The sequence below is a fragment of the Kitasatospora sp. NPDC048545 genome (assembly GCF_040651155.1).
GTDB lineage: Bacteria > Actinomycetota > Actinomycetes > Streptomycetales > Streptomycetaceae > Kitasatospora.
Map to the genome: position 1 here is coordinate 1 of NZ_JBEZIQ010000046.1, position 13230 is coordinate 13230.

The window sequence follows — 13230 nt, forward strand, 5'->3', positions numbered from 1 at the left end:
TTAGGGGAAGATGTTTTGGCCGGGGGTGAGGGTGTGGGTGGGGTCGTGGTGGTTTTTGGTGGTGGTGAGGGTGGTCCATTGGGGGCCGTAGTGGGTTTGCCAGTCGGTGGGGGTCATGTGGGGGATGGCGCCGACGAGGTAGCGTTTTGCGCCGAGTTGGACGGCGCGGTTGTAGAGGTTGCGGTTGCGGGTGAGGGCGGGTGTGGGGTTGGTGTCGGGGTGGGGGAAGGCGAGGAGGTCGAAGAGGTAGGCGGTGGGTTCGTTGGGGGTGATGGCGAGGGGGTGGGTGATTTTGTTGGTGTGGAAGGGGTAGCAGAGGAGGAGGCCTTGGCCGATGTCGTCGGGGGTGAGTTGGGGGAGGGTTTCGGTGAGGAAGGTGTGGGTTTGGGTGGCGGGGAGGAAGAGGGAGAGCCAGGGTTTGGGGGCGTTCCAGTAGCCGAGGTTTTTGATGGTGTCGGCGAAGGTGTCGGCGCGGTAGGTGTATTCGCGGTAGGTGGTGTCGGTGATGGTGGTTTCGGTGGGGTTGGGGTTGAGGCCGGTGAGGAGGGGGGTGGGGTTGGGGGGTGTGGTGCCGTTGTAGTGGGCGACGGCTTCGATTTTGTAGCGGGGGGGTTGGTTGTTGGGTTGGATGAGGATTTCGCCGACTTGGGAGGGGAAGCGGCCGTCGTTGAGGAGGGTTTGTTGGTCGGTGAGGTAGGTGGTGAGGTTGTCGTAGTAGAGGGTGAAGACGAGGGCGCGTTCGGGGGCGGGGACGAGTTTGAGGGTGGCGCGGGTGATGATGCCGACTTGTCCGGCGCCGGCGAGGGCGGTGTGGAAGAGTTCGGTGTTTTGGGTGGGGGTGGCGGTGAGGATGCGGCCGGTGCCGGTGACGATGTCGATGGATTCGACGGTGTCGGCTTGGAGGCCGTGTTTGTGGACGGTGGAGCCGATGCCGCCGATGCTGATGGTGCCGCCGATGGAGAGGTGGAGGTAGTCGGTGAGGCAGGGGGGTGTGAGGCCTTGGGTGAGGGTGGCTTCGGTGAGTTGGGCCCAGGTGACGCCGGCGTCGACGGTGGCGTTGGTGGGGGTGATGGTGTGGATGCGGTTGAGGGCGCGGGCGTTGATGGCGATGCCGCCGGGGGCGCCGGCCTGGCCGTAGTTGGAGTGTGATTCGAGGTCGGTGCCGGTGCCGCTTTGGCCGTTCATGGCGACTTTGAGGTTGTGGCGGCGGGCGAAGTTGATGATGGTGGCGATGTCCTGGGGGCCGGCGGGGTTGAGGACGGCGTAGGGGGTGGTGGTGGTGAGGCGGCCGAAGTCCTGGGCGTAGGCGGTGCGGGTGGCGGGGTTGGTGGTGAGGGTGCCCTGGAGGGTGGGGACGGGGATGACGCGGCTGGTGGTGGGGTCGTCGGTGGTGGCCCAGGAGCGGGTGGTGGTGTTGTAGCCGATGACGGTGGCGGCGGCGCCGGTGAGTAGGGCGCGCCTGGAGAGTGCGGGTCGGTTCATTGCGGGTGGGTCTCCCTGGTCGGTGTGCGGGTGTCGGTGGTCGGTGTGCGGGGTGTCCTGCCCCGGCTGCCGTGGACGTCTTGGACGCCGTGGACGTCTTGGACGCTTTGGATGCCGTGGGCGGCTGGTCCGGCCGGGGCGGGGCCGGGTGTTCGGTGCGGTGACCCGGTCCGGTGGTTCGGTTCGGGTGGTTCGGTGGCTCGGGGGTTCGGCGCGGCCGCTGGGTCCGGTGGTCCGCTGGGTCCGGTGGTTCGGTGGTCCGGTGGGTCCGCTGGGTCCGGTGGTTCGGTGGCTCGGGGGTTCGGCGCGGCCGCTGGGTCCGGTGGTTCGGTGGTCCGGTGGGTTCGGTGGGTTCGGTGGGTCCGGTGGGTCCGGTGGTTCGGTTCGGGTGGTTCGGGGTGTGGGCTGGGGCCGGGGTCTGGGCTGGGGCGGTGGGGCGTGGTGGGGTGGTGGTGTGGGGTGGTGGTGCTGGGGTTGTGTGGGGGTGTGGGGGTGGCCCGCGGTCCCCTGGTGTGGTGGGGGCGGGCGTTGTGGGGGTGTTCGGTCGCCGTGGTGGTGTGGGTGGTGGCGGGTGAACGGGTGTGAAGTTGTGGGGTGTGGTTCGGGGGTGTGGCGGGTGGGGCTGGCCGGGCGCGGGGCCTGGTGTCCGGCGGTCCGGGGCCGGGTGTCCGGTGGGTTTCGGGGTGGTGGAGGGTGATGCGGTCCTGGGGTGTGGGCCTGAATCCGTCTGCGGTTTGTGCTCGTTGGCCTGCGGGGGCGGGGGCGGGGGCGGGGGCGGGGGCGGGGGGCGGGGTGTTGTGGGTGAGGCGTGGGCGGGTTTTCGGTTGTGGTCCGGGTGTTGGTGCGGGCGCGGGGTGGTGTGGTGGCCGGGTGCCTGGGTGTGGTGCGGGTGGCGGGCCTGTGGCGGGTGGGCGGGTGGCCGCGGGTTCGTGAGTGCGGTGGGTTGTTCGCCCGGGGTGGTGCGGGGTGGTGTTGTTCGGGGGGTGCCGGTTTGTTGGGCCGGCGGGCCGCCGCCCGGGGGGTCGGGCGGCGGGCCGTGGTGGTGCTCGGTGCCGTGGTGGTGCGGGTGGTGTGGGTGGGTGGTTCGGTGAGGCGTGTTCGTGAGCCTGTCCTGGTCCGCCCTGGTCCCTTTCCGTGCCTGCTGTGCTTCCCTGTTGTCCCTGTTGCCGCTGGTCTTCGGGCTGGCCTTTGTGCTGCCGGGGTTCCGGGTGTGTTGGTCCTGTGGCCTTCCGGGCTTTCCGGGGTTGTGGGTCCGGTACTTCCCGTGGCCTGTGGCCGGGTGCGTTCGTTGCCGTGTGGGCCTGGTGGCTTTTCCGGTCCGTGGTCCGCTGGTTCCGGGCCGGCCGTGGTCTGCGGCCTGTAACCCGAACCCGTAACCCGGTCCGAACCCGTGGCCCGTGACCCGGTCCGTGGCCCGGCCGGTGTCCCGTGGCCCGGCCCGTATCCCAGGCCCGGTCCGGCCCGGTCCGGAACCCGAACCCGTAACCCGGTCCGAACCCGTGGCCCGTGACCCGGTCGGTGGCCCGGCCGGTGTCCCGTGGCCCGGCTCGTATCCCAGGCCCGGTCCGGCCCGGTCCGGAACCCGAACCCGTAACCCGGTCCGAACCCGTGGCCCGTGACCTGGTCCGTGGCCTGGCCGGTGGCCGGTGGCCCGTGGCCCGTGGCCCGGTCCGTGGCCCAGGCCCGGTCCGTGGGCTTGTTGGGTTCCGGGCCGGCCGTGGGTCGCAGCCCGCAGCTCGGTCCGTAGCCTGTGGCCCGCAATGCGGCCCGTGGCCCGTGACCTGGTCGGTGGCCTGGCCGGTGTCCCGTGGCCCGGTCGGTGGCCCGTGGCCCGTAGCCCGTGGCCGGTCCGTGGGCTTGTTGGGTGCCTGGCCGGCCGTGGTCTCCGGTCCGTAGCCCAGTCCGTGGCCCGTGGCCCGGTGCGTGGTCCGTGGCCCGCTATGCGGCCCGTGGCCCGTGGCCCGATCCCGTGGCCCGTGACCCGGTCCGTGGGTTTGTCGGGTGCCGGGCCGGCTGTGGTCTCCGGTCCGTGGCCCGGGCCGTGGCCTGTGGCTCGGTCCGTGGGCTTGTCGGTGGCCCGGCCGGTGTCCCGTGGCCCGGCCGGTGTCCCGTGGCCGGTGTCCCGTGACCTGGTCCGTGGTCCGGTCCGTTGTCCGGCCTGTGTCCCGTAGCCGGTGGGTGGCCCGTGGCCCGGGGCCGGTCTGTGGGTTTGTCGGGTTCCGGGCGGGCCGTGGGTTCCGGTCGGTGGCCGGTGGCTGGGTGTGTGGTGTGGCCGGTGGTCCGCGGCGCTCGGTGGCTTGTGGCCTGGGGTGGGGGTGGGGGTGGGGGTTAGGGGGTGGTGTGGTTGGTGTGGGTGGTGGTCTGGTAGTTGGTGATGTCGAGGTGGCGGGTCTGGCGGTTGAAGCGCCAGGTGTAGGTGGGCCAGATCGAGGGGTTGTTGCCTTTGGTGTCGGTGTACCAGCTGGTGCAGCCGCCGGTGTTCCAGACGGTGTTCTTGAGGCGGTTCTGGAGGGTGGTGTTGTAGGTCTTCTGGGCTTCTTCGCGGACTTCGAGGGTGGTGAGGTGGTGGGTGTCGAGGGTTTTGAGTGCGGCGAGGATGTAGGTGATCTGGGCTTCGATCATGACGGTCTGGGAGGAGTGGCCGAGGGTGGTGTTGGGTCCCAGGATCATGAAGAGGTTGGGGAAGCCGTGGATGGTGGTGCCGCGGTGGGCGGTCATGCCGGTGGTGTGCCAGGTGTCGGCGAGGGTGGTGCCGTCGCGGCCGTGGATGAGGCGGGCGACGGGGCGGTCGGTGGCGGTGAAGCCGGTGGCGAGGATGATGGTGTCGATGTCGCGTCGGGTGCCGTCGGCGGTGGTGATGTGGGTGGGGCCGATGGCGGTGATGGTGTCGGAGACGATGTCGACGTTGGGTTGCTGGATGGCGGGGTACCAGGTGTTGGAGAAGAGGAGGCGTTTGCAGCCGACGGTGTAGTCGGGGGTCAGGCGTTGGCGCAGGGCGGGGTCTTTGACGCTTTTCTTGAGGTGGCCGGCGGCCATGTTCTTCATGCCGGTGGTGCGGGAGGGGCGGGACATGAAGAACGCGACGATTTCGCGGCCGTGTTTGTTGAAGGTGCGGCGGAAGCGCTGGTAGCCGGGCAGGTGGCGCAGCATCCAGGTGTGGCGGGTGGTGTTGGGCTTGTCGGGTTTGGCGGCGACCCAGGGGGGTGTGCGCTGGTAGAGGTCGAGGTGGGCGACCTGGGGCTGGATCTTGGGGACGAACTGGATGGCGGAGGCGCCGGTGCCGATGACGGCGATGTTGCGGCCGGTGAGGTCGTGGTCGTGGCGCCAGCGGGAGGAGTGGAAGACGGTGCCGGTGAAGGTGTCGAGGCCGGGCAGGTCGGGCATGGCGGGGTCGGAGAGGTAGCCGGTGCCGGTGACGAGGACCTGGGCGGTGTAGCGGCCGTGGCTGGTGTGGAGTTTCCAGTGGTGGTGGGTGTCGTCCCAGCGGGCGTCGAGGAGTTCGTGGCCGTAGCGCAGGTGGGGGTCGACGCCGTGGCGGGTGGCGCAGTCCTTGAGGTAGGCGTGGACTTCGGCCTGGGTGGCGAAGGTGGATTTCCACTCGGGGTTGCGGGCGAAGGAGAAGGAGTAGAGGTGGGCCTGGACGTCGCAGGCGCAGCCGGGGTAGGTGTTGTCGCGCCAGGTGCCGCCGAGGTCGGTGGCGCGTTCGAAGACGAGGAAGTCGTCGATGCCGGCACGCAGGAGGTTGACGGCGGTGCCCAGGCCGGAGATGCCGGCGCCGATGACGGCGACTTTGAGGTGGCGTACGGCGAGGTCGCCGGTGCCGGCGGCGGCGGTGGTGGTGCCGGTGCCGGCGGCGGTGGTGGTGCCGGTGGCGGCCGTGGTGGGGGTGGCCGTGGTGGTGGGGGTGGTGGGGGTGGCCCCCGCCGCCGGGGCGGGGGCGGTGGTGGCCGTGGTGGCCTTGGCGCCGGGGGCGGTGCCGGTGGTGCGGTCGGGGGCGGGGGTGGTGGTCATGGCGTCGGTGTCCTCTTCTGCGGTGGCTGAGGGGTCCTGTGTGCCGGTGGGTCAGGCGCGGCGGGTGAGGGTGACGCGGAAGTTGTTGAAGATGTGGTCTTCGAGGGTGTAGGCGAAGATGTCGAGGTAGCGCTCGAAGCGGGCGACGGTGGTTTCGTCGGTCATGGTGACGGCTTCGTCGCGGCGGGCGGCGAGGAGTTCGAGCCAGGCGCGGCAGGCGCGGGCGAACGACTCGGGCTCGTTGCGGATCTCGGTGACCTCGAAGAGGCCGTCGAGGCCGGAGGCGAGTTCGGGCAGGCGCGGGATGTGGCAGCCCTCGAACTCCTCGCGCTGGAGGAACTTCAGGTCGTCCAGGAGCTGGCGGCGCAGCGGGGGGTTCTCGACGGTCATGGTGTGCAGGACGAAGCGGGCGCCGGGCTTGAGGAGGGAGTGGATCTGCTTGAAGAAGACGCGGTAGCGCTGGGTGCGCTCCTTGGGGGTGAGGGAGGAGAGCACGAAGTGTTCGAGGGCGTTGATGCAGAACGCGGCGTCGTAGGCGTCCTCGCCCTCGGCGAGGCGGTGGTCCTCCCAGCTTTCGACGCGGGCTTCGATGGCGGGGTTGCCCAGGGCGTGGACGAAGTCGGACTGGGTGCGGGAGAGGGTGACGCCGACGGCGCGCTTGACGCCGTGGACGGTGGTGAGGCGGTTGAGCATGGTGCCCCAGCCGCAGCCGACGTCCAGGACCTTGGCGGTGCCGGCGGCGCGGGCCAGGTCGGTGAAGGCGTCGAGCTTGCGTTCCTGGGCCTCGTCCAGGACGGCGACGAGGTCTTCGCCGTCCTCCCAGTAGCCGCCGGAGTACATCATGGTCGGGCCCAGGATGAGCCGGTAGAGCTCGTTGGGGACCTCGTAGTGGTGGCGGATGGCCTCGACGTCGGGGTTGATGGAGCGGGCTTCGACGGTGGTCATGGGATGGGGCCCCTCGGTGGTGGTGGAATGGGAATCGGACCGGGCAGTGGGCGTGCGCGTGGTGTGCCACGCGCGGGTGCCGGCGGTGCGGGCTGTGCGGGTACGGCGGGTACGGCGGGTGGCGGTGGTGCGGTGTGCGGGCGGTGGCCTGGCGGGCCGGCCGCGGTGTGCGGGCACCGGCCCGTAGGTGCGGTGCGGGGCGGGGCCGTGCGGGGCCGCCTCCGGTGAGGGGCGGCTCGTGCTCGGCCGTGCCGTGCCGCGCGGTGCGGTGCCGGTGCGTCCGGCCGCTCGCGTGTGGTGCCGTGATGCCGTGCCGTGATGCCGTGCCGTGCTGTGCTCGCGTGCCGTGATGCCGTGCCGTGATGCCGTGCCGTGCTGTGCTCGCGTGCCGTGATGCCGTGATGCCGTGCCGTGCTGTGGTCGTGTGCGGTGGTGGACCGCGGTGTGGTGCCGGCGGCGCGTGTGCGGCCCTGGGGCCGTACGAGTGCCGTGGGTCCGTGCTTGTTTGCGGTGCCGGTGCGTCCGGCCGCTCGCGTGCGGTGCCGTGATGCCGTGCCGTGCTGTGCTCGCGTGCCGTGATGCCGTGCCGTGCCGTGCTGTGCTCGTGTGCGGTGGTGGACCGCGGTGCGGTGCGGTGCGGTGTCGGTGACGTGCGCCCGGCCGCTCGCGTGTGGTGCCGTGATGCCGTGCCGTGTTCGCGTGCGGTGGTGGGCCGCGTTGTCGTGGCGTTGTGCCGGTGTGCGTGCGGGTGCGGTGTGTTGTGGGTCAGGTAAGCGTGTGTCTCGCAAGCGGTGCGCAAGGGGGCGGGGGTGTGGGGGGTTGCGGGGCGTTTGCGCGGGCGCGGGTTTCATGCGGTTCGACAAGACACGCGGCCCCCACGGCCGGGTCGCTTCCCTTTCGTTTCGCCGGCGGGGTGGTGCTTGTCCGGGCTTGTGCTGTTTCTCCTGTCCGTTCTTGTGTGCGGGGTGGGGGGCGGTGCGTCGTTCCCGTGTTCCCGGTTTTCCTGTCCGTCCGTCGTTGTTTCCTTCCGGTGTTCTCGTTGTGTGTTCCTGTGTTTTTCCGGTCCTCGTGGTGCCCGTGTGTCGGGTGTGACGGTGTGTGGGGCCGGTGGGGGCGCGGGGCGGGGTGTGGAGGGGGTGGCGGGGTGCGGGCCGGCCGGGGGCGGGGTGCGGGGGTCCGGGCGGGTTGCCGCCCGTGGCCGGCCGGGGCGGGGGGTTGCGGTCCTGGGGTGTCGTCCCGGGCCTTTGTCCGTGGGCCGGTTCGCCGGTCGCGGGTGGTCCGGCCGTTCCACCCCTGTTCGTTGTTCCCATTCGACGCGTTGACAGCCGCCCGCCCGGTGTTCCCGGGGCCGGGCGAGGAGAGGAAACGATCACCCATGTCGCAGATCCCCACCATCGAGGACCTGGCGCAGCAGCTGCAGGCGGTCTCCGGTGCGCACGAGATCGACGCGGACGCGGCGTTGCAGCACATCGCGGACGTGGACTCGCTGGACCTGATGGAGTGGCTGTACGGGTTCCAGAACCAGTACCCGCACATTCCGGCCGACGAGTCGCTGTTCGCGGACATCGACGACACCACGACGCTGCGGGTGGTGCACGAGCGGATCCTGGCGCTCGTCCCGGCCGAGGCCAACTGAGGCCCCGGGGCGGGGAGAGAGGGGGCGGGTGATGAGCGGTTTCGACGTCACCGGCTGGGGGATGTCGGTGCCCGAGCGGGTGGTGACCAGTGCCGAGCTCGCGCAGCGTTTCGGTGTCGACGAGCACTGGATCGTCTCGCGGTGCGGGATCCGTGAGCGCCGGGCGGTCGGGCCGGGGCAGACCACGGCGTCGATGGCGGTGGAGGCCGGGCGCCGGGCCCTTGAGCGGGCGGGCCTGACGGGTGCGGACATCGCGCACCTGATCGTGGCGACGGCCACTCCGGAGCAGCCCTCGCCGGCGACGTCGGCGTTCGTCCACGACGAGCTGGGCATCGCGGGCAGTGCGCACGACGTGAACTCCGAGTGTGCCGGTTTCGTGTATGCGCTGGTGACGGCGGCGGGTCTGCTGCGGATGGATCCGCGTCCGATCCTGGTGATCGGCTCGGACACGCACACCCAGACCGCGAACCCCGCCGACCGGGACCTGTCGATCCTGGTCGGTGACGGTGCGGGTGCGGTGGTCCTGGCGCCGGGTCCGGTGGACCGGATCCGGGCGTGGAACCTGGGTGCGGACGGCTCGTGCAAGAACAGCCTGAAGGTCCTGGCGGGCGGTTCGCGGATGCCCACCACGGCGCAGACGGTGGAGCAGGGCCTGCACTACGCGCAGATCAACGGCAACGAGATCTACCTCAATGCCGTGCGCTACACGGTGCGCACGATCCGCGAGACGCTGGAGCAGGCGAAGATCACCGCTGCGGACGTCGATCACGTCGTGCCGCACCAGGCGAACATCCGGATCATCAACTCGGTGCTCGCGCACACGGGGATTCCCGCGGACCGTCTGGTCACCAATCTGGAGCGGTACGGCAACACCGCTTCGGGGTCGATCCCGATCGCGTTGGCGGAGGCGCTGGACGCGGGGCGGATCAAGGACGGGGACACGGTGCTGCTGGCCGGTTTCGGTGCGGGCATGACGTGGGGTTCGGTCCTGATGACGTGGGGAGGGGCGCGGTGAGCGGCAAGGACGCCTTCGGGGTCCGTCCCGTGTCGCCGGTGGCGCTGGTCACCGGCGCGTCGGGGGGGCTGGGCAGTGAACTGGCGCTGGCCCTGGACGCGGCCGGGTGTCGTGTCGCGGTCCACTACAACAGTTCCCGCCAGGGGGCGGAGAAGACCTGCGCGCAGCTGGTCAACGACCACGTCATGGTCACCGGTGACGTCGCGGACTTCGAGGCGGTCACCGCGATGTACGGGCGGATCGGTGAGGCGCTGGGCCCGGTGGACGTGCTCGTCAACAACGGTGCCGTCCGCAAGGACGCGCTGATGGCGATGCAGGACCCGGCGCAGTGGCGGCAGGTGATCGACACCAACCTGGTGGGTTCCTTCCACACGGCGCGGGTGTGCGTGCCGGCGATGCTGCGGGCGCGCTGGGGCCGGATCGTCAACATCGTGTCCCCGTCCGCGCTGATCGCCACCGCCGGGCAGACCGCCTACTCCGCGTCCAAGGCCGGGCTGATCGGTCTGACCCGGACCCTGGCGGCGGAGTGCGGGCGCCGGGGGGTGACGGTCAACGCCCTCTCGCCCGGCTTCATGATCACGGGGATGACGGACACCCTGCCCGAGCACGTCATCGCCGGGATGCGCGACAAGGTCCCCGTGCCGCGTTTCGTCACCCCGCGCGAGGTCGCCCGCTCGATCACCCTGTTCCTCGACCAGGACTGCATGACCGGGCAGGTCATCAGCATCGACTCCGGCGCCTCCATCACCTGACCCCCGTCCCCGTCCCCGTCCCCGTCCCCGTCCCCGGCTCCGGGCCCCGTCCCCGGCTCCGGGCCCCGGCCCGCCCCCCGGGGGCCCGGGCCCGGGTCCGCCTCGCCCCCCGTTCCCGTCCCCTTCCCGGGGCCCGTGCGGGCCCGCGCCCGCGCGGGCCCGCCGCCGCCCCCGGGGGGTCCCGGGGACACCACGCCCCCGCCCCTCGGCCCACCGGCCGGGGTGCGGGGGCGCACCCGTTGCCCGGGGGCGGGGCGGGGTGGGGTGGGTCGGGGCGTGCCCGGTGCCCGGTGCCCGGGGTGCGGGGTGCGGGCCGGGGTGGGGCGGGGGCCGGTGCCGTCGCCGGCCGCGCGGCCGGTGGTGGGGCGCCGGGGTGAGGGGCGGGGGCCGGGGGGACTGCGGGCGTGCGGGCGGAACGGGGGCGCAGCGGGGGCGGAAATGCGGCGGCGGCCCCGCCGTGTGTCTTCCGGTCCCGGCCGGGGCCGGGAGGGGAGACGGCGGGGCCGCCGTGTGCACGCGCGCGGGTGGCGGCGCGTGGGGCGGGTCAGGCCAGGACGGCGAGCGCGGCCTCGTAGTCCGGCTCGTCGGCGATCTCGGCGACGAGCTCGGTGTGCAGGACGGTGTCGTTCTCGTCCAGGACGACCACGGCGCGCGCGGTCAGGCCCGCCAGCGGGCCGGAGTTGATGGCCACGCCGTAGGCGTCGTGGAACTCGCGTCCGCGCAGCGTGGACAGCGTCTTGACGTTGTCCAGGCCCTCGGCGCCGCAGAACCGGGCCTGCGCGAACGGCAGGTCGGCGGAGATGCACAGCACCACGGTGTTGTCCAGGGCACCGGCCTGGGCGTTGAAGGTGCGCACCGACGTCGCGCAGGTGGGGGTGTCGACACTGGGGAAGATGTTGAGGACCTTGCGCGCGCCCGCGAAGTCCTTCAGCGAGGTGTCCGCCAGCCCCGCGCCGACCAGCGTGAACGACGGAGCCCGGCTGCCCGAGACCGGCAGCGCGCCGCCGACCTCGACCGGGTTCCCCTTCAGCGTGACCTGAGCCATGAAAAGCCTCCTACCAGCGGTATACGGGTGTGCAACGCCGCCGATCCTACTGCCCGCCCCCCACCCCGCCCACGGGGCGACCACCGGCCGGACACCCCGCCCGCCCGCGCGCCCGCGCCCACGAACACCCCGCCGCCCGGGGCGAAGACGGCCCCCTCGCGCGCCGGCCGCGCCCCGTAGGGCCCGCGCCCCTTCGTGTCCTGCGGGGCCCGTGGCGCTTCGGTCGTGTCCCGCGGGGCCTGCGCTCCTTCGGCTGTGTGCTGCAGGGCGCGTGGTGCTCCGCCGGTGTTCTGCGGGGCCTGCGCTCCTTCGGCTGTGTCCTGCGGGGCGCGTGGTGCTCCGCCGGTTTCCCGTCGCTCCCGTGGCGCTCCGGCTGCCGCCGACGGGGGTGTGGCGTCCGGCCCGGGGAGCGAACGCGCCCCGCGGCGGCCGGGCGGACCCGGGCCGCCGCGGGGCGGGTGGTGGCGGTGCGGCCGTCATGGTGCCGGCCGCGGGCCGGTGCTCAGTTGAAGACCAGGACGTCGGTGCGCATCGGCAGGGCGCTGCTCCAGCCGATGCTGATCTTGAACGTCACCACGCCGTTGCCGGGGGCGATGCTCGACACCTGGAACGGCGCGGCGCCGACGAACCGGACCCCGTTGGCGTTGATCTCGGAGGCCGTGATGACGACCGTCGAGTCCGGCCCGATGACGTTCCAGGGGATCTGGAGGTTGAAGGTCCCGTTGCCCGGGGTCCACGTCCACCACCCCCGCCACACGGCGCCGACGTTGCCGCCGATCGCCGCGAGGCCCTGGTCCTGGTCGGCGGGCTGTGAACTGTCCGCGATGCGCGGCACCCCGGAGGCGGAAGACTCGGCTGCGGCCATGACGGCTCCCCTCGCGACGGGAGAGCCCCCCACGAGCTCTCCGTACACTATGAGTGTCCATGCGTGAGCGCAGCGTAACAATCACTCGTGCGGGTGAACCTCCGGCGGGTCGCACCTCACCTGTCCCGTACGGCCCCGCCCGCCCTGTAGGGCCCCGCCCGTCCCGTGCGTCCACGCCCGCACCGCCCCGCCCCGCCCCGGGGCCCGCCGCCGGGGCCGTTCCCGGGCCGGGCCGTTCCCGTGTGTCGGGCGGGCCGTGACGTGCCCGGGGCGGGCAGTGACGGACGATGCCCTGACGGGGCAGACGCGGCGGGCCCCGCACGCGGCGGCCGGGCCCCGGGTCCGTCCCCGTCCGTCCCACCGGCCGGAGCCCAGGCCCAGGCCGGAGCCCAGGCCCAGGCCGGAGCCCAGGTCCAGGCCGGAGCCCAGGTCCAGGCCCAGGCCGGAGCCGAAACCGAACGCCGGGCCGTCCGGGCGCGCCGCCGCCCCGGCCGCCGTCCCGGGCCCGTACACCGGAGGAGAGAGCCCCCGTGAGGATCAACCTGACCAGCGTCTTCGTCGACGACCAGGACAAAGCCCTGCGCTTCTACACCCAGGTGCTGGGATTCGTGAAGAAGACCGAGGTCCCCCTCGGCGGGCACAGCTGGCTGACCGTCGTCTCGCCCGAGCAGCCCGAGGGCACCGAACTGCTGCTGGAACCCGACCACCACCCCGCGGCCAAGGCCTACGTGGCGGCGCTGGCCGCCGACGGGATCCCGGCCACCTCCTTCGCCGTGGACGACGTGCACGGCGAGTACGAGCGGCTGCGCGCGCTGGGGGTGCGCTTCACCCGGGAACCGACGGCACTGGGACCGGTGACCATCGCCGTCCTGGACGACACCTGCGGCAACCTCATCCAGATCGCCCAGTACCACTGAAGGGCCGTCACCGCAGCCGCAGCCTGGGCGGGGCGGGCAGGGGTGATGTGCGACGGCGCCTCGGCAGGGCCCGCGGGTCCCGCCGAGACGGGCGGCCGGGCCGCGCCCCCGGCCGGAGCCGGCGCAGGCGGGCGTCAGGCGGCCGTGCGGACCGGGTGGGCCGGGTGGGCCGGTGCCGCGTGATCCCGGGCGAGACGGGGCCGTGCCCGGCCGGCGCCGCCGGGCACGGCATGTCCGAGGCAGCGGCGGCCCGGCCGGTGACGGCGTGGCCGGGCCGGGTGCGCGGGCGCCCCGGCCCGGCCCTCGGGACCCGGAGCGCTTCCGGGAACGGCTCCCGGCAGGTGCGGCCGTCGGTGCCGCCGCCCGCCGGCACGAAACCCGGTGGCCGGCCGGTCCGCCACGGGGGCCGGCCAAGGGCGTGATCACCCGCCTCGTCCCGGTCCCGGACCCCCCTTGCGCCGCCCATGGCATACCGGCGCGCCCACGCGGTCGCGGGGCCGGCGAAGGGTGCGGCCCTGGCGCCCTCGCCCGCCAGGGAAAGACGTCAACCGGAGCACCCCTG

At 72.7% G+C, this 13230-nt stretch carries 9 protein-coding genes; 4 read left to right on the forward strand and 5 right to left on the reverse strand.

Annotated elements, in window-relative coordinates:
• The 3 genes from AB0D10_RS33325 to AB0D10_RS33335 form a co-directional block, all read right to left on the reverse strand.
• Positions 1-1482, reverse strand: a complete 1482-nt coding sequence (locus AB0D10_RS33325) for an FAD-binding protein (protein ID WP_360262708.1) — start codon at positions 1480-1482, stop codon at positions 1-3.
• Between the two features lie 2328 nt (positions 1483-3810).
• Positions 3811-5493, reverse strand: coding sequence for an NAD(P)/FAD-dependent oxidoreductase (locus AB0D10_RS33330; protein ID WP_360262709.1), 1683 nt, complete (start codon positions 5491-5493; stop codon positions 3811-3813).
• 51 nt (positions 5494-5544) lie between these two features.
• The gene (locus tag AB0D10_RS33335) at positions 5545-6438 is read right to left on the reverse strand and encodes a class I SAM-dependent methyltransferase (RefSeq protein WP_360262710.1); all 894 of its coding nucleotides are present in this window, start codon (positions 6436-6438) and stop codon (positions 5545-5547) included.
• Between the two features lie 1375 nt (positions 6439-7813).
• Between AB0D10_RS33335 and AB0D10_RS33340 the strand changes: the two genes are divergently transcribed.
• The 3 genes from AB0D10_RS33340 to AB0D10_RS33350 are packed head-to-tail and all read left to right on the forward strand — an operon-like array spanning position 7814 to position 9841.
• Entirely contained in the window at positions 7814-8074 is a 261-nt protein-coding gene (locus AB0D10_RS33340; RefSeq protein ID WP_360262711.1) for a hypothetical protein, read from the forward strand.
• Positions 8075-8105: 31 nt separating this feature from the next.
• Complete coding sequence (locus tag AB0D10_RS33345; protein ID WP_360262712.1) at positions 8106-9089, forward strand: beta-ketoacyl-ACP synthase 3; 984 nt, start codon at positions 8106-8108, stop codon at positions 9087-9089.
• A complete protein-coding gene (locus AB0D10_RS33350) occupies positions 9086-9841 on the forward strand; it encodes an SDR family NAD(P)-dependent oxidoreductase (RefSeq protein ID WP_360262713.1) in 756 nt (251 codons plus the stop codon). Before AB0D10_RS33345 ends, AB0D10_RS33350 begins: the two co-directional genes overlap by 4 nt.
• A gap of 544 nt (positions 9842-10385) precedes the next feature.
• On the opposite strand, the gene tpx is transcribed toward AB0D10_RS33350, so the two are convergent.
• Together tpx and AB0D10_RS33360 are read right to left on the reverse strand one after the other, a co-directional pair.
• On the reverse strand, positions 10386-10886 hold the full coding sequence (tpx, locus tag AB0D10_RS33355; protein ID WP_360262714.1) for a thiol peroxidase: 501 nt from the start codon (positions 10884-10886) through the stop codon (positions 10386-10388).
• A 502-nt stretch (positions 10887-11388) separates the two neighbouring features.
• Positions 11389-11751: a hypothetical protein gene (locus AB0D10_RS33360; RefSeq protein WP_360262715.1), complete on the reverse strand. Its 363-nt coding sequence runs from the start codon at positions 11749-11751 to the stop codon at positions 11389-11391.
• Between the two features lie 530 nt (positions 11752-12281).
• Between AB0D10_RS33360 and AB0D10_RS33365 the strand changes: the two genes are divergently transcribed.
• Entirely contained in the window at positions 12282-12668 is a 387-nt protein-coding gene (locus tag AB0D10_RS33365) for a VOC family protein (protein WP_360262716.1), read from the forward strand.
• Positions 12669-13230: the final 562 nt, after the last annotated feature.

Bases quoted from the DNA above. Each gene is read 5' to 3' on its own strand.
- AB0D10_RS33330 (WP_360262709.1), bottom strand. From the start codon at position 5,493: ATGACCACCACCCCCGCCCCCGACCGCACCACCGGCACCGCCCCCGGC.
- AB0D10_RS33360 (WP_360262715.1), bottom strand. From the start codon at position 11,751: ATGGCCGCAGCCGAGTCTTCCGCCTCCGGGGTGCCGCGCATCGCGGAC.
- tpx (WP_360262714.1), bottom strand. From the start codon at position 10,886: ATGGCTCAGGTCACGCTGAAGGGGAACCCGGTCGAGGTCGGCGGCGCG.
- AB0D10_RS33345 (WP_360262712.1), top strand. From the start codon at position 8,106: ATGAGCGGTTTCGACGTCACCGGCTGGGGGATGTCGGTGCCCGAGCGG.
- AB0D10_RS33340 (WP_360262711.1), top strand. From the start codon at position 7,814: ATGTCGCAGATCCCCACCATCGAGGACCTGGCGCAGCAGCTGCAGGCG.
- AB0D10_RS33325 (WP_360262708.1), bottom strand. From the start codon at position 1,482: ATGAACCGACCCGCACTCTCCAGGCGCGCCCTACTCACCGGCGCCGCC.
- AB0D10_RS33335 (WP_360262710.1), bottom strand. From the start codon at position 6,438: ATGACCACCGTCGAAGCCCGCTCCATCAACCCCGACGTCGAGGCCATC.